This window comes from Streptomyces sp. NPDC050145, assembly GCF_044460245.1.
In the GTDB taxonomy this organism is placed as follows: domain Bacteria; phylum Actinomycetota; class Actinomycetes; order Streptomycetales; family Streptomycetaceae; genus Streptomyces.
In genome coordinates, this window is sequence record NZ_JBITJS010000017.1 from 33,890 (window position 1) to 48,880 (window position 14,991).

16 protein-coding genes are annotated in these 14,991 nt (G+C 71.1%); 7 read left to right on the forward strand and 9 right to left on the reverse strand.

Annotated elements, in window-relative coordinates:
• Positions 1-89 precede the first annotated feature (89 nt).
• The 6 genes from ACIBTU_RS29880 to ACIBTU_RS29905 all read right to left on the reverse strand — a co-directional run bounded on the left by ACIBTU_RS29880 (position 90) and on the right by ACIBTU_RS29905 (position 5,593).
• Positions 90-278, reverse strand: coding sequence for a putative leader peptide (locus ACIBTU_RS29880; protein WP_399129651.1), 189 nt, complete (start codon positions 276-278; stop codon positions 90-92).
• Entirely contained in the window at positions 217-1,899 is a 1,683-nt protein-coding gene (locus ACIBTU_RS29885; RefSeq protein ID WP_399129652.1) for an FAD-dependent monooxygenase, read from the reverse strand. Before ACIBTU_RS29885 ends, ACIBTU_RS29880 begins: the two co-directional genes overlap by 62 nt.
• Positions 1,900-2,107: 208 nt before the next feature.
• Entirely contained in the window at positions 2,108-3,031 is a 924-nt protein-coding gene (locus ACIBTU_RS29890; protein ID WP_399129654.1) for an amino acid ABC transporter permease, read from the reverse strand.
• Positions 3,028-3,675 carry an amino acid ABC transporter permease gene (locus tag ACIBTU_RS29895; protein WP_399129655.1) on the reverse strand — a complete coding sequence of 216 codons (648 nt, stop codon included), beginning with the start codon at positions 3,673-3,675 and terminating at the stop codon, positions 3,028-3,030. The genes ACIBTU_RS29890 and ACIBTU_RS29895 overlap by 4 nt, the downstream gene beginning before the upstream one ends.
• Positions 3,676-3,796: 121 nt before the next feature.
• On the reverse strand, positions 3,797-4,717 hold the full coding sequence (locus ACIBTU_RS29900) for a glutamate ABC transporter substrate-binding protein (RefSeq protein ID WP_399129657.1): 921 nt from the start codon (positions 4,715-4,717) through the stop codon (positions 3,797-3,799).
• Between the two features lie 96 nt (positions 4,718-4,813).
• Positions 4,814-5,593: an amino acid ABC transporter ATP-binding protein gene (locus ACIBTU_RS29905; RefSeq protein ID WP_188336472.1), complete on the reverse strand. Its 780-nt coding sequence runs from the start codon at positions 5,591-5,593 to the stop codon at positions 4,814-4,816.
• A 252-nt stretch (positions 5,594-5,845) separates the two neighbouring features.
• Between ACIBTU_RS29905 and ACIBTU_RS29910 the strand changes: the two genes are divergently transcribed.
• Positions 5,846-6,532, forward strand: a complete 687-nt coding sequence (locus ACIBTU_RS29910; RefSeq protein WP_399129658.1) for a response regulator transcription factor — start codon at positions 5,846-5,848, stop codon at positions 6,530-6,532.
• A gap of 22 nt (positions 6,533-6,554) precedes the next feature.
• Complete coding sequence (locus ACIBTU_RS29915; protein ID WP_399129659.1) at positions 6,555-8,006, forward strand: sensor histidine kinase; 1,452 nt, start codon at positions 6,555-6,557, stop codon at positions 8,004-8,006.
• Between the two features lie 27 nt (positions 8,007-8,033).
• On the opposite strand, the gene ACIBTU_RS29920 is transcribed toward ACIBTU_RS29915, so the two are convergent.
• Positions 8,034-9,038 carry a TAXI family TRAP transporter solute-binding subunit gene (locus ACIBTU_RS29920; protein ID WP_399129661.1) on the reverse strand — a complete coding sequence of 335 codons (1,005 nt, stop codon included), beginning with the start codon at positions 9,036-9,038 and terminating at the stop codon, positions 8,034-8,036.
• Positions 9,039-9,175: 137 nt separating this feature from the next.
• Here ACIBTU_RS29920 and miaB point away from each other — a divergent pair, with 137 nt between their 5' ends.
• Both miaB and ACIBTU_RS29930 read left to right on the forward strand, forming a co-directional pair.
• The gene (gene miaB, locus ACIBTU_RS29925) at positions 9,176-10,711 is read left to right on the forward strand and encodes a tRNA (N6-isopentenyl adenosine(37)-C2)-methylthiotransferase MiaB (RefSeq protein ID WP_399129662.1); all 1,536 of its coding nucleotides are present in this window, start codon (positions 9,176-9,178) and stop codon (positions 10,709-10,711) included.
• Between the two features lie 91 nt (positions 10,712-10,802).
• Positions 10,803-11,510 (forward strand): class III extradiol dioxygenase subunit B-like domain-containing protein, encoded by a 708-nt coding sequence (locus tag ACIBTU_RS29930; RefSeq protein WP_399129663.1) that lies wholly within the window; start codon positions 10,803-10,805, stop codon positions 11,508-11,510.
• A 191-nt stretch (positions 11,511-11,701) separates the two neighbouring features.
• On the opposite strand, the gene ACIBTU_RS29935 is transcribed toward ACIBTU_RS29930, so the two are convergent.
• Positions 11,702-11,974 (reverse strand): antitoxin, encoded by a 273-nt coding sequence (locus ACIBTU_RS29935; protein ID WP_399129664.1) that lies wholly within the window; start codon positions 11,972-11,974, stop codon positions 11,702-11,704.
• A gap of 56 nt (positions 11,975-12,030) precedes the next feature.
• On the reverse strand, positions 12,031-12,318 hold the full coding sequence (locus tag ACIBTU_RS29940; protein ID WP_399129665.1) for a hypothetical protein: 288 nt from the start codon (positions 12,316-12,318) through the stop codon (positions 12,031-12,033).
• Positions 12,319-12,500: 182 nt separating this feature from the next.
• Here ACIBTU_RS29940 and miaA point away from each other — a divergent pair, with 182 nt between their 5' ends.
• The 3 genes from miaA to dapF all read left to right on the forward strand — a co-directional run bounded on the left by miaA (position 12,501) and on the right by dapF (position 14,940).
• Complete coding sequence (miaA, locus tag ACIBTU_RS29945; protein ID WP_399129666.1) at positions 12,501-13,439, forward strand: tRNA (adenosine(37)-N6)-dimethylallyltransferase MiaA; 939 nt, start codon at positions 12,501-12,503, stop codon at positions 13,437-13,439.
• Positions 13,440-13,546: 107 nt separating this feature from the next.
• On the forward strand, positions 13,547-14,014 hold the full coding sequence (locus tag ACIBTU_RS29950) for a hypothetical protein (RefSeq protein WP_384621365.1): 468 nt from the start codon (positions 13,547-13,549) through the stop codon (positions 14,012-14,014).
• A 56-nt stretch (positions 14,015-14,070) separates the two neighbouring features.
• Positions 14,071-14,940, forward strand: a complete 870-nt coding sequence (gene dapF, locus ACIBTU_RS29955) for a diaminopimelate epimerase (protein WP_399129668.1) — start codon at positions 14,071-14,073, stop codon at positions 14,938-14,940.
• Positions 14,941-14,991: the final 51 nt, after the last annotated feature.

The following is a 14,991-nucleotide window of genomic DNA, read 5'->3' on the forward strand; positions in this document are numbered from 1 at the left end:
AAGGGCGCGTGCCGAGGGCGTCGGGACGACGCGGGCGCCGAGCAGCGGCGATGGACCGCGGGCACGCGGAAAGGGGAGAAGATGCGAATTCAGCAGGACGGGCGACACGTGCAGCCCGCGTAGCGGACCAGGTCCATATGGACCCTCCGCCACAGGCGCACATCGGTGTCGATCGTCACGCTCCGGAGTACACCACGGTGGCGGAGGCCGGTCAACTCACGTTCGATCAGGGCCTCCCGACGCACGGCCACGGCCGCCGCTGCCCTTGCCGCCGCCACCGCGTGCCCCGCTGCGTACGGGCTCGTCCTCGGTCGGCTCGTCCTCGGCCGACTTGCCGAGTGCGGTCCGCGCGGCGTCCAGCAGTTCGGCGGGGCGCACGCCGTTCAGCGCCGTCACCAGATGCCCGTCGGGACGCACCAGCAGCACCGTGTGCGCCGCCGCCTGCGGATACGACTCCGTCACGAGCAGCTCCGTCTCGTGCGGCAGAGCCGAGACCGCCTCCGCGAGCCGCGGCATCAGCCCCGCGGACATCCAGTGCTTGCGGTCCCACACGCCGGTACCGGGTGCGACCAGGACCACCAGGAGCCGCCCGAGACCGAGCCGGTCCCGCAGCCGCACGGTCGAGCCGTCCGGCGCGGTGACACGGACGTCGGACACCGCGGCGCCGGGCTCCGTACCGATCGCGGCCGCCGCCCCCGTGACCGGAGCGGCGAGCGGGGAGTCCGGATAGCCGCCGGGGGCACCGAGCGGGCCGAGCCCGAGGTGACCGTCCGTGAGCAGCGCGTCGTGCCCCCGGGCGGCGCCGGGCACGTACGAGCGCAGGCCGCCGCCCCCGCGCAGTATCGGCAGCGACTGGTCCGCGGCCCGCAGCCGGCCGGCGACGACGGCGCGGCGCTCCGCCTGATAGCTGTCGAGCAGCGCGGACGACCCGCCACGCGGACCGTCGTGCCAGGCCAGGGCCAGCTTCCAGGCCAGATTGTCGGCGTCGCGCAGGCCCTCGTCGAGGCCCTGCGTACCGAGAGCGCCCAGCAGGTGCGCGGCGTCCCCGGCGAGGAAGGCACGCCCCACCCGCCAGCGGCGGGCCAGCCGGTGGTGGACGGTGTGCACGCCCGTGTCGAGCAGTTCGTACGGCGGCGTGGAACCTCCGCACCAGCCCGCGAGGGTCTCCCGGACGCGGGCGACCAGCACGTCCGGGGTCACCAGATCGCTGCGGGGCGGCAGCAGCCAGTCCAGGCGCCAGACACCGTCGGCGAGGGGGCGTCCGACGATCTCCGAGCCCGAGGGACCCGAGGTCCGCCACGGAGGGTTCCGATGGAGCAACGCTTCACCGGGCCACGGAAGTTCCGTCCGCAGTGCGGCGACCGCGTGCCGTTCGACGGCGGTCCGCCCGGGGAAGCGGATGTCGAGGAGTTTGCGCACCGTGGAGCGGGGGCCGTCGCAGCCCACCAGATGGCTGCCGCGCCATGAGGTGCCCTCGGGGCCGCGCGTGCGCGCCGTCACGCCCGACGCGTCGTTCTCGATCGAGTCGAGGCGACTGTCGACGGCCAGCTCGACCAGGCGTTCCTCGGCGACGGCCGCGCGCAGCGCGCCGGTCAGTTCGTGCTGGGCGAGGTGCAGCGGCGCGGGGAGTTGCTCACCGAAGGTGAGCGCGCGCATCTCCTGCTTGCGGCGCAGGGAACGCCATCCGGTCCAGCGCGCGCCGACCCGGTCGAACGACCGTCCCGCCAGCCGCTCGACGAACGCGGCGGTGTCCTCGCGGAGCACCACGGTGCGGGCCGGCCGCTGCTCGTCCTTGCCGGAGCCCTCGTCGAGCACCACGGACGGCACGTCCTGGCGGGCGAGCGCGAGGGACAGCGCGAGGCCGACGGGCCCGGCGCCGACGACGATCACCGGATCCACGGCGCGGCCCCTCCTGCCCCGGAAGGCGCCGCGACCGAGGGCGCGGGCGGTGTACTGGACGTACAGAGAGAGGCAGTTGGAGCGGGGTGCGCGTTCACAGAGCGTATGCAACCCATTGCCGGTGCTTGCGTCAAGTGACGGAGGCAGTGGCGATCATGCCACTGCCTCCGTCACGACGGCCGATCGGACCGGCCCTGGTGATGCTCCGTCAGGCGCCGCCGCTCTTCGGCCCGGACAGCGTCTGGTCGATCTCGGACAGCTCCACGACGGGCTCGGTGGCCGCCGCGACGGCGATGCCCTTCTTGGCCCGGCGGCCGCGCCGCTCGATCCAGCTGGCCAGCCAGGACAGGGCCAGACACATCGCGATGTAGATGACGCCGACCACGAGGACGACCGCGGTGATCGGGTTCTCGCCGTTGACGATGATGTTGTTCGCCATCTGACGGGCCGCGAACAGCAGCTCCGTGTAGGTGATGACGTAGCCGAGCGAGGTGTCCTTGAGGGTCACCACGAGCTGGCTGATCATCGTCGGCAGCATCGCCCGTACGGCCTGCGGCAGTTGGAGCATCGTCATGACCTGCGACTTGCGCAGACCCAGAGCGTACGCGGCCTCGACCTGGCCGCGCGGCACGGAGTTGACGCCGGCCCGCAGCACCTCGGCCTGGACGCAGCCGTTGTAGACGGTCAGACCGATGACGAGCGCCCAGAAGCCGGAGTTCTCGCCGACGACCCCGAGGTTCTCCTTGTAGGTGAGGAAAAGCACCCACAAGGCGTAGATCGTGATCAGCAGCGGGACGGCGCGGAACAGCTCGATGAAGCCGGTGGCGAACCAGCTGACGGCCTTGTGGTCGGACAGCCGTGCGACCGCGAGGAGCAGGCCGAGCACCAGGGAGAGAGCACCGGCGACCGCGAACACCTGCAGGGTGGTGACCACGCCGTCGCGGATGTTGGCGCGCACACCCGCGTTGTTGAAGATGTTCCAGACCTCGGGCTCCAGCTGGCCCTTCTCGTTCATCCGGAAGATCGCGAAGGCGACCAGACCCAGGACGGCGAGAGAACCGACGACCGTGTAGAGCCGGTTGCGCATACGGGCCTTGGGGCCCGGCGCGTCGTACAGGACGCTCGAACTCATCGTGCGACCCCCATGCGCCGCTCGAGCAGCCGGAAGAGACCGCTGATGGAGAAGGTGATGACGAGGTAGCCCAGGGCCACCCACAGGAAGATCCAGCCGATCGCGAAGCCCTTGTCGCTCAGCAGCTTCTGGACGCTGAAGAGCTCGGCGACGCTGAACGCGCCGGCGATGGCGGAGTTCTTGGTCAGCGCGATGAAGATCGAGCTGAGCGGCGGCAGCACCGTACGGGTGGCCTGCGGCAGGATGATCAGCCGCAGCGTCTGCCCGAAGGTCATGCCGATCGACCGCGCGGCCTCGGCCTGGCCCAGCGGCACCGTGTTGATGCCGGAGCGGACGGCCTCGCAGACGAACGCCGAGGTGTAACAGCCCAGCGTCAGCAGGGCCTTCATCCACGGGTTCAGCCCCGGGAAGAAGATCACCGGAAGGACGAACCAGACGACGAGGAAGAGCAGCGTCAGGGGCGTGTTGCGAAAGAGCGTCACCCATGCGGTGCCGAACAGGCGCAGGGGCGGGACGGGGGAGACACGGAACCCGGCGATGATCACGCCGAGGACCATCGCCAGCAGCCCGCTGGCCAGGGTCAGCAGGACGGTGCCTATGAACCCCTCGCGGAACTCCGGGAGATAGTCGAGCAATACGTTCACGGGGATGTCCTCGTGGGCGGCGGGCGGGCAGGAAAGGCCGCGCCACGGGCGCACCGCGAACGGTGCGCCCGGAGCGGGGCGTACTCCTCAGGCGCGGAGCGCGCCGGTCAAAGGCGCTCGATCAGTAGCGCTCGAGAGCCGGCGGCTCGGTGTAGGCCGACTTCGACAGACCCAGCGTCGCGTCGTACGCCTTCTTGTAGTCGCCGTTCTTCTCATGCGCCTCGATGGCGTTGCTCACCGCGTCGCGCAGCGCCTTGTCGTCCTTGTTCATGCCGATGCCGTACGGCTCCTTGGTGAACGGCTTGCCGACCACCTTGAGCTTCGTCGGGCGCTGGGCGGCGTAGCCCTTGAGGATCGCGTCGTCCGTGGTGACCGCGTCCACCTCGTTGTTCAGCAGCTGCTGAACGCACTCGGAGTACTTGGACAGCTCGACCGTCTTCGCGCCGTACTTGGGCTTCTTGATCTCCTGCAGCGGGGTCGAGCCCTTGATGGAGCAGACCGTCTTGCCCTTGAGCGAGTCGGGGCCGGTGATGCCCTTCTCGTCCGCGCGCACCAGGAGGTCGGCACCGGCGAGGAAGTACGGGCCGGCGAAACCGACCTGCTTCTTGCGCTCGTCGTTGATCGTGTAGGTGCCTACGTAGAGGTCGACCTCGCCCTTGGAGATGGTCGTCTCACGGACGTTCGAGTCGACCGTCTTGAACTCGATCTGGTCGGGCTTGAAGCCCAGGTCGGCGGCGACCATCTTGGCGATCTCGATGTCGAAGCCGGAGCGCTTGCCGTCGGTGTCCTGGAAGCCCAGGAACGGCTGGTCGTCCTTGGCGCCGAAGACGATCTTGCCGGCCTTCTGGGCCTTCTTCAGGGTCGCGGAGTCGACCTTGACGTCCTTGGCGACCGTGTACGTCGGCAGCTTCGGCTGGTTCTTGCCACCCGAACCGCCGGCGGGCTTGTCACCGGCGTTGCCGGACTCGCCGCCACACGCGGTGGCGGTCAGGGCGAGAGCGGCGACGGTGGCCGCGACGGCGGCGGACTTGCGGAGATTCATGGTGAACATCCTTCGTGTCGGCAGATTCGGCAGTCTGAAAATTCGACGCGCGCGGAGCCTCGGGCCTCGGCCCGAGGGCGCACGTACGGCGCGCGTCTAGTGGTGCAGGATCTTCGACAGGAAGTCCTTGGCCCGGTCGCTGCGCGGATTGCTGAAGAACTGGTCGGGGGTGGCCTCTTCGACGATGCGGCCGTCCGCCATGAAGACGACACGGTTGGCGGCCGAGCGGGCGAAGCCCATCTCGTGCGTGACCACCACCATCGTCATGCCGTCCCGGGCGAGCTGCTGCATCACCTCGAGGACCTCGTTGATCATCTCCGGGTCGAGCGCCGACGTGGGCTCGTCGAAGAGCATCACCTTCGGGTCCATCGCCAACGCCCGTGCGATGGCGACACGTTGCTGCTGTCCGCCGGACAGCTGCGCGGGGTACTTGTCCGCCTGGGCGCCGACGCCCACCCGGTCCAGCAGCGCGCGCGCCTTCTCCTCGGCCTTCTTCTTGTCCGCCTTGCGGACCTTGACCTGGCCCAGCGTCACGTTCTCGAGCACCGTCTTGTGCGCGAAGAGGTTGAAGGACTGGAAGACCATGCCCACGTCGGCACGCAGCCTGGCCAGCTCCTTGCCCTCCTGGGGCAGCGGCTTGCCGTCGATCGTGATCGACCCGGAGTCCACGGTCTCCAGGCGGTTGATCGTGCGGCACAGCGTCGACTTGCCGGAGCCCGACGGGCCGATGACGACCACGACCTCGCCTCGCGCGATGGTCAGGTCGATGTCCTGGAGCACGTGCAGAGCGCCGAAGTGCTTGTTGACTGCGCTCAGCGCGACCAGTGTGTCGCCCGCGGGGGGAGTGGCGTCCTTGGTCACCGAAACTTCGGTCATCGGGGTCTTGCTCCATCCTCCTCGGTTGGGAGGACAGTAGTAACCCGGTACGACCAGCGTCATTACATCTGAGGGGAAATTGAGCATAACGATCCGGTCGCAACCGGACACGATGTGTGAAGGGCCGCGGCCCCCGCGTACCGGCTGCATAACGGAAACGGGACGGGGCCCGAAGGCTCTTGACGGCATCCTCATGGATCGGCGTGGATGCCTTGGTGAACGCAAGGGATCGACACAGGTGAGGGGGCCGGAATGAGACTGCTGCTCGTCGAGGACGACGATCACGTCGCCGCGGCCCTGTCCGCCGTGCTCTCCCGGCACGGCTTCGAGGTGCGGCACGCGCGCAACGGGGAGGAGGCCCTCCAGGCCCTCGTCCCGGACCCGGCCGGCTTCGGTGTCGTCCTGCTCGACCTGGGACTGCCCGACCAGGACGGCTACGAGGTCTGCGGCAAGATCCGCAAGCGCACCACGACGCCCGTCATCATGGTCACCGCGCGGGCGGACGTCCGCTCCCGCATCCACGGGCTGAATCTCGGCGCCGACGACTACGTGGTGAAGCCGTACGACACGGGGGAGCTGCTCGCCCGTATCCACGCGGTCAGCCGGCGCACCGTCCAGGAGGAGGCCGCCCCCGCGTCCGAGCACGAGGTGCTGCTCGGCGACGTGGTCATCGACCTGCCCACGCGGCAGGTCACCGTGGAAGGCGCCGCCGTGCAGCTCACCCGTAAGGAGTTCGATCTGCTGGCCCTGCTCGCGCAGCGGCCCGGGGTCGTCTTCCGCCGGGAACAGATCATCAGCGAGGTGTGGCGCACCAGTTGGGAGGGCACGGGACGCACCCTGGAGGTGCACGTCGCCTCCCTGCGCTCCAAGCTGCGCATGCCCGCCCTGATCGAGACCGTGCGCGGCGTCGGCTACCGGCTCGTCGCCCCGGCCGCCTAGCGGAAGCCGTAGAGTCCCCCGGGTGCGCGCCCGTCTGCTTCCGCTGCTCATCGTCCTCATGGCGGGCGTCCTGCTCGCCCTCGGCTTCCCGCTCGCCGTGAGCGTGGCCTCCGCCGAGCAGCAGAAGGTTGTCGTCGACCGCATCGACGACACCGCCCGCTTCGCCTCGCTCGCCCAGTTCGTCACCACACGTCCCGGCGAGAACGGCGCACAGGCCCCCGACGAGCGCCGGCAGACCCTCAAGAAGGAGCTCGACCGGTACTACACCGTCTACGGGATCAGGGCGGGCGTCTTCTTCCGCGACCACGTGCCGATGGCCCGGTCGCCGCGCGCCTTCGGGGTGCCCGCCAGGGGCGCCCTGCGCGAGGCCTTCGACGAGGCGCTGTACTCGCGCCGCAGCCACGACCCGTCCCAGGTGTGGCCCTGGCGGCACGGACGGCTCGTGGTGGCCTCGCCGGTCATCCGGGACGGTGACGTCGTCGCCGTCGTCGTCACCGACTCGCCCACCGGCGCGATGCGCGCCAAGACGCTGCGCGGCTGGCTGATCATCGCGGCGGGCGAGGTCGCCGCGATGCTGCTCGCGGTGGGCGCCGCGCTGCGCCTGACCGGCTGGGTGCTGCGACCCGTACGCGTCCTGGACGCCACCACCCACGACATCGCCACGGGCCGGCTCAAATCACGGGTCGCAGCCGCCGGCGGTCCGCCGGAACTCAGGCGCCTGGCCCGGTCGTTCAACGAGATGGCCGACAACGTCGAGGACGTGCTGGAGCAGCAGCGGGCCTTCGTCGCCGACGCCTCGCACCAACTGCGCAACCCGCTCGCCGCCCTGCTGCTGCGCATCGAGGTCCTGTCCTACGAACTACCGGAGGGTAACGAGGAGATCGCATCCGTTCAGGCCGAGGGCAAGCGCCTGGCCCGCGTCCTCGACGACCTGCTCGACCTCGCCCTGGCCGAGCACGCCGGCGCCGACCTCATGCTGACCGACATCGGGGCGCTCGCCGCCGAGCGCGTCGAGGCCTGGCGGCTGACGGCCGACGAGAAGGGCGTACGGCTGGTCGCGCGCTGCCCCGCCGTGACCGGCTGGGCCGACCCGATCGCCCTGTCCAGCGCCCTGGACGCCGTGGTCGACAACGCGCTCAAGTTCACGCCCGAGGGCGAGCGGGTCACGGTCACGGTCGTCGGGGGTGGTGAGACCACCGCGGTCGAGGTCACCGACGGTGGCCCCGGCCTGCGCGACGAGGAGCTCGCCCGCGTCGGCGACCGCTTCTGGCGCAGCGGCCGGCACCAGAACGTGAAGGGCTCGGGCCTCGGCCTGTCGATCTCCCGCGCCCTGCTCACGGCGGGCGGCGGCTCGATCGCGTACGCGCATCACGAACCGCACGGGCTGCGCGTGACGCTCAGGGTGCCGAGAACGGCCCCGCTGCCGCGTCAGAGCGCAGGGACAGACACCGAGCAGGATCTGGCCGGGCGGTAGCCACGGCGCGGCAGGGCAAGGCAGGGCTCAGGGTTTGACCGAGCGGTAGTAGCGCCGCGCTCCCTCGTCCAGGGTGAGCGGATCGGTGTAGATCGCCGTGCGCAGGTCGACGAGTTGCGCCGCGTGGACCTGCGCGCCGATGTGGTCCCGGCTGTCGATGACCGTGCGGGTCACGGCCTCCGCCATCTCCGGATCGATCCGCTCCGTCGTGACCAGCAGGTTCGCCACGGCCAGCGTGCTGACCGCCTTGCCGTGCTGGGCGTCCGGATAGGCGTCGGCCGGCATCGTCGCCGCCCGGTAGTAGCGCGAGGAGCCGCTCTGGGCGTGCAGTTCGTCGATCAGGCTGCCCAGCTCGACGAGACGGATCGGGAACCGCTCCGACAGCGTGCGCACGTGCTGCGTCGTCAGGCCGCCCGACCAGAAGAAGGCGTCGATCTGACCGGCCTGGAGCGCCGTCGGCATGGTGTCTATCCCGAGGCCGACGGGGGTGATGTCCTTCTCCGGATCCAGGTCCGCCGCCAGCAGGATGCGGTTCGCGATCAGCCGCACGCCGGACGCGCTCCCGCCCACGGCCACCCTCTTGCCGCGCAGATCGGCCACCGACCTGATCTTGGACGAGCGGGGCACGACGAGCTGCATGTAGTCGTCGTAGAGGCGGGCGCAGGCGCGCAAGCGCTCGGCGCCGGGCCGGCCCTCGAGCTGGTACTTGGCGACCGCGTCCGCGGCGGCGATCGTGAAGTCGGCCTTGCCGGTCGCCACCCGCCGCACGTTGTCCCACGAGCCCTCGCTGCCGTCGAGCCGCACGTCGACGCGGGGCAGATCGCGCGCCATGGCGGCCTTGAGCAGGTTCCCGTACTTCTCGTAGACGCCCGTCCTGGCGCCCGTGCTGATCGTCACCTGCCCGCTCGGCGTCTCGTCCTCCAGCGGCAGCAGCCACCACAGCAGCAGCCCGACCACCACGAGCCCGGCCACGGATCCCCGCAGGACGTGGCGGCGGGCCGGGCGGAGGCGACGGAGGGCGGTGAGCGGCATGGGCGCGATCCTGCCAGGTGGGGGCGGGGGCTGACCAGGGTTGACGGCGTACGTCACGGCCCGCCCGCCGCCGGGTGCCGGGCGTGCGGCGAGGAGGCGGCGCGGGGCGCCCCCGCGAACCCCATACCCTTGTCCGTATGAGCAGCAGCGACCCGCGCACGTCCGCCGTGGACGATCGTTCTCCCAATCCCCCCAAGACGTACGAAGTACGCACCTACGGGTGCCAGATGAACGTCCACGACTCCGAGCGCCTCTCGGGCCTCCTCGAGGGCGCGGGATACGTCCGCGCCCCCGAGGGATCCGACGGGGACGCCGACGTCGTGGTGTTCAACACCTGCGCGGTGCGGGAGAACGCGGACAACAGGCTCTACGGCAACCTCGGCCGGCTCGCCCCCCGCAAGGCCTCGCGTCCCGGGATGCAGATCGCCGTGGGCGGCTGTCTCGCTCAGAAGGACCGCGACACCATCGTCAAGAAGGCGCCCTGGGTGGACGTCGTCTTCGGCACGCACAACATCGGCAAGCTGCCCGTCCTCCTGGAGCGCGCCCGCGTCCAGGAAGAGGCGCAGGTGGAGATCGCCGAGTCGCTCGAGGCCTTCCCGTCGACGCTGCCGACCCGCCGCGAGAGCGCGTACGCGGCCTGGGTGTCGATCTCCGTGGGCTGCAACAACACCTGCACCTTCTGCATCGTCCCGGCGCTGCGCGGCAAGGAGAAGGACCGCAGGACCGGCGACATCCTCGCCGAGATCGAGGCCCTCGTCGGCGAGGGCGTCTCCGAGATCACGCTGCTCGGCCAGAACGTGAACGCCTACGGGAGCGACATCGGCGACCGCGAGGCCTTCAGCAAGCTGCTGCGCGCCTGTGGGCAGATCGAGGGCCTTGAGCGGGTCCGCTTCACCTCCCCGCACCCGCGGGACTTCACCGACGACGTCATCGCCGCCATGGCCGAGACGCCCAACGTGATGCCGCAGCTCCACATGCCCATGCAGTCGGGCTCGGACACGGTCCTCAAGGCGATGCGCCGCTCGTACCGCCAGGAGCGCTTCCTCGGCATCATCGACAAGGTCCGCGCCGCCATCCCGCACGCGGCCATCACCACCGACATCATCGTGGGCTTCCCCGGCGAGACCGAGGAGGACTTCGAGCAGACGATGCACGCCGTGCGCGAGGCCCGCTTCTCCCAGGCCTTCACCTTCCAGTACTCCAAGCGCCCCGGGACCCCGGCCGCCACCATGGAGAACCAGATCCCCAAGGAGGTCGTGCAGGCGCGCTACGAGCGTCTGGTCGCCCTCCAGGAGGAGATCTCCTGGGAGGAGAACAAGAAGCAGGTCGGCCGCACCCTGGAGCTCATGGTCGCCGAGGGCGAGGGCCGCAAGGACGGCGCGACCCACCGCCTGTCCGGCCGCGCCCCCGACAACCGCCTGGTGCACTTCACGAAGCCGGACGAGGAGGTCCGCCCCGGTGACGTGGTGACCGTGGAGATCACCTACGCCGCCCCGCACCACCTGCTCGCCGAGGGCGCCGTCCTGAGCGTGCGCCGCACCCGCGCGGGCGACGCCTGGGAGAAGCGCACCCAGGAGGTGCAGGACAAGGCGCAGGGCGTCCTGCTGGGCCTGCCGAAGGTCGGCGTCCCCGAGCCGCTGCCGGCGGTCACCGGAGGCTGCGCCGTCGACTGACGCGGCCGCCCGCCGGGGCCCGCTCCGTCACTCCGTGTGCGACCGGCGGCCCCCGGCCATGATCGGCAGCGCGCGCAGTAGGCTGCCGATCATGCTTGTCGCTGCCGCCGTGTGCCCCTGCCCCCCGCTGCTCGTGCCCGAGGTGGCCGCGGGTGCCGCCCCCGAGCTGGACGCCGCCCGCGCGGCGTGCGACGAGGCGGTCGGGGCCGTGATCGCGGCCCGCCCCGAGCTGATCGTGGTCGTCGGCCAGGGGACGCGGAACGCGCACCACGAGGCCGGTGCCCGCGGCTCGTTCCGCCCCTTCGGCGTCGACCTCGAGGTGACCCTCGGTGCGGCCCCCGCGGAGGGCAGGGAGGCCGAGCTGCCGCCCTCCCTGGCCGTCGGCGCGTGGCTGCTCGCCCGCGCGGGCTGGGACGGTCCGGTGCGCGGCTACGAGGTCACGGACGACCGCTCCTGGCCGGTCAACGGCGAGGACGGCGTCCACATCGCCGGGTACGCGGACCGCGTCGGCCTCCTCGTGATGGGCGACGGCAGCGCCTGCCGCACCGTGAAGGCGCCCGGGTACCTGGACGAGCGCGCCGAGGGCGTCGACGCGGAGATCGCCGCCGCGCTGCGTGACCTGGACGACGAGGGCCGCTTCCCGAACCTGGACGCGGATCTCGCCCGTGCCCTGAAGATCTCCGGCCGGGGCCCGTGGCAGATCCTCGTCGGGGCCTGGGACAAGGAGCCCGCCTCGGCCCGCCTCCTCTACGAGGACGCGCCCTACGGGGTCGGCTACTTCGTGGCGTCCTGGACGTAGTGACGCCTCTGGACGTCGTAGCTCTCTGGACGCAGTGACGCCCCTATAGGGCGCGCACACGTCTACAAGGACGCTTACAAGGACGTGCCTACAACGACGCGCCTACAACGACGCCTACAAGGCACGCACACGGCGACGGCCGCGAAGCCCGATGGCTTCGCGGCCGTCCGCCGGGTGTGCCGCGTGCGGCGTCAGGAGGCCGGAGGCGGGGTCGGCGGGGTGTCGTCGCCCCCCTTGCCCTGGGTCCCCCGGTCGGGGGACTCGGACATCCGGTCCACGGCGTCCTTGGCCTTCGCCGTGCCCTGCTGGATCTTGTCGCTGTACTTGCCCTTGGTCCTCTTGTCGACCATGTCGGCGGCATTGTCGAGGCCCTGGTCGATCTTGTCCCCGTGCTGCTGCGCGAGGCCGGAGGCCTTGTCCTTGGCGGGGCCGAGCTTGGCTTTGAGTTGGTCCAGGAAGCCCATGGATCTCACTTTCCTCGCGGATGTCCCACGCCCGGACGGGCGTGCGCCGGCAGGTACTACTGACGGGCGCCTTCGCCGGCCTCGCTGTCGGCCGCCTGCTCCGCGGACTGCTGCTTCGGGATCTCCACCGCGTCCGTCGCGGCGGGAGCCGCCGGCTCGTCCGTCTCCGGGGCCTGTGCGGCCTGCTCCGCCTCCGCCGAGGCCGGTGCCGGGTCGCCCCCGGTCTCCGCGGCCTCGGCAGCCTCAGGCTCGGCGTCGGCCGCCACGACGGCGGCCTCGGTCTCGGCCGGCGACGCCTCCTCGCTGTCCTTGGCCTTCCGGCGGAACATGGCAAAAACGCCCATTTCAACTCCATACGGTACTCGTGTGGGCGAAATCCCGCCCTGCCCGGTGCGTCCCATTGCGCCGCCCGGGTCGCCGGTCCTCAAAACCGGCGGCTGGAACCTCGCAACAGGCAACGACCCCGCACCGGGCTCGTCACGTAGCTCGTTCGAGAAGTGGCAAGGAGGTTTGCGAGACTGGGACGGTGAGTAGCGCAGCTCCCGCCCCGCGGGTCATCGCCGTCGTCGGGCCGACCGCCGCCGGAAAGTCAGATCTAGGTGTCTTCCTCGCCAAGGAACTCGGCGGCGAGGTCGTCAACGCCGACTCCATGCAGTTGTACCGGGGGATGGACATCGGTACCGCCAAGCTGACGCCCGAGGAGCGCGAAGGAGTCCCGCACCACCTCCTCGACATCTGGGACGTCACCGTGACGGCCAGCGTCGCCGAGTACCAGAAGCTCGCCCGCGCGGAGATCGACCGCCTCCTCGCCGAAGGGCGCTGGCCCGTCCTGGTGGGCGGCTCGGGCCTCTACGTACGCGGCGCGATCGACAAGATGGAGTTCCCCGGCACCGACCCCGAGGTGCGCGCCCGCCTGGAGGAGGAGCTCGCGCTGCGCGGCCCCGGCGCCCTGCACGCGCGGCTCGCCGCCGCCGACCCGGAGGCCGGCGCCGCCATCCTGCCGAGCAACGGACGGCGCATCGTGCGCGCCCTGGAGGTCATCGAGATCACCGGCAAGCCCTTCACGGCCAACCTGCCGGGCCACGACTCCGTGTACGACACCGTCCAGATCGGCGTGGACGTCGCCCGCCCCGAGCTCGACGAACGCATCGCCACGCGCGTGGACCGCATGTGGGAGGCCGGACTCGTCGACGAGGTCCGCACCCTCGCCGACCAGGGCCTGCGCGAGGGCGTCACGGCCTCCCGGGCGCTCGGCTACCAGCAAGTACTCACGGCGCTCTCCGGAGAGTGCACCGAGGACGAGGCGCGCGCCGAGACCGTGCGCGCCACCAAGCGCTTCGCGCGCCGCCAGGACTCCTGGTTCCGCCGTGACCCCCGCGTCCACTGGCTCAGCGGAGCCGTCGCGGACCGCGGGGAACTCCCGGCCCGGGCAATGACGTTGATCGAACGACCGGTTACAGCCTGATCACGTGATGGCATCGGGACGCCCGGGCGGTCATCCCGGCCTCTCCGGGCGTGCCATCATCGACCATCGATCGACCAGTGGAGTCCGGAGTGGGAGGGCGCGTGGCGATGGAGGCCGGCCCTCGTGACACCGCACCAGGCGGGGATCAGTTGAGCCCCGACGGTCCTGAGGCGACCCCGGACGGCGTGATCGCCGACGGGCCGACCGCCGAGGAGATCGCCGCGCAGGACGAGGCGGCGGAGGTCGAGGTCGAGCTTCGCCCGCAGCGCAGGCTCCGCATCTGGCAGCTCGCGCCCATCGTCATGCTGGCGACGCTCGGCTCCCTGATGTTCGCCTTCCCCCTCTTCTTCGAGTTCGGCGACGGCGGCGCCGTGGTGGCGATGCTCGGGCTGCTGATCAGCTCCTGCGCCGCCGGCTGGGGCATGATGGCCGCCCGCCGCGTCGGCTACACGATGCCGGGCCTCCCGCCGCGCGGCTCGGGCCGCAGACCGGACTGGCGCGTCGTGGGTGCCTACGTGGTCGTCGTGGCGTCCGTCGCCGTGCTGGCCGTCTGGCGCGTCGCGCGCCTTCGGTGACCGGCCGCACACGGCCCCCGCTCACCCCTGACGCCCTGACCCCGTACGATCGAGAGATGACCACTTTCCTCAAGGGTCACGGAACCGAGAACGACTTCGTGATCATCCCGGACGCGGAGAACGCGGTGGCGCTCCCGCCGTCCACCGTGGCCGCGTTGTGCGACCGCAGGGCGGGCATCGGCGGCGACGGTCTCCTGCACGTCGTGCGCTCCGCCGCGCACCCCGACGCGCGGGACATGGCCGAAGAGGCCGAGTGGTTCATGGACTACCGCAACGCGGACGGCTCCGTCGCCGAGATGTGCGGCAACGGCGTACGGGTCTTCGCCCGCTACCTCCAGCACGCCGGTCTCGTCGCCGAGGGCGATGTGGCGGTGGCCACCCGCGGCGGCGTGAAGGCGGTCCACATCGACAAGGAAGGCCTCGTCACGGTCGGCATGGGCCGCGCGACGCTCCCCGAGGGCGACGTCACCGTGTCCGTGGACGACAGCTCCTGGCCCGCCCGGAACGTGAACATGGGCAACCCGCACGCGGTCGCCTTCGTCGAGGACCTCGCCCAGGCGGGCACCCTCTACGAAGCGCCCCCGTTCACCCCGGCGAGCGCCTACCCGCAGGGGGTGAACGTGGAATTCGTCGTGGACCGCGGCCCGCGCCACGTCGCCATGCGCGTGCACGAGCGTGGCGTCGGCGAGACGCGGTCCTGCGGCACCGGAGCCTGCGCGGTGGCCGTCGCCACGGCCCGCCGCGACGGTCACGACCCCGTGGCCGACGGCACCCCGGTGACGTACGAGATCGACCTGCCCGGCGGCCGGCTCAGCATCACCGAGCGGGCGGACGGGGAGATCGAGATGACCGGGCCCGCGGTCATCGTGGCCGAAGGCGAGATCGACGCGGACTGGTTCGCGGCGATCGAAACCGTAAACCCGTAAGCCTTCGCTCGAATGGGTGATCCGTTTCACGCTGGGCGAGAGGGGGACTGC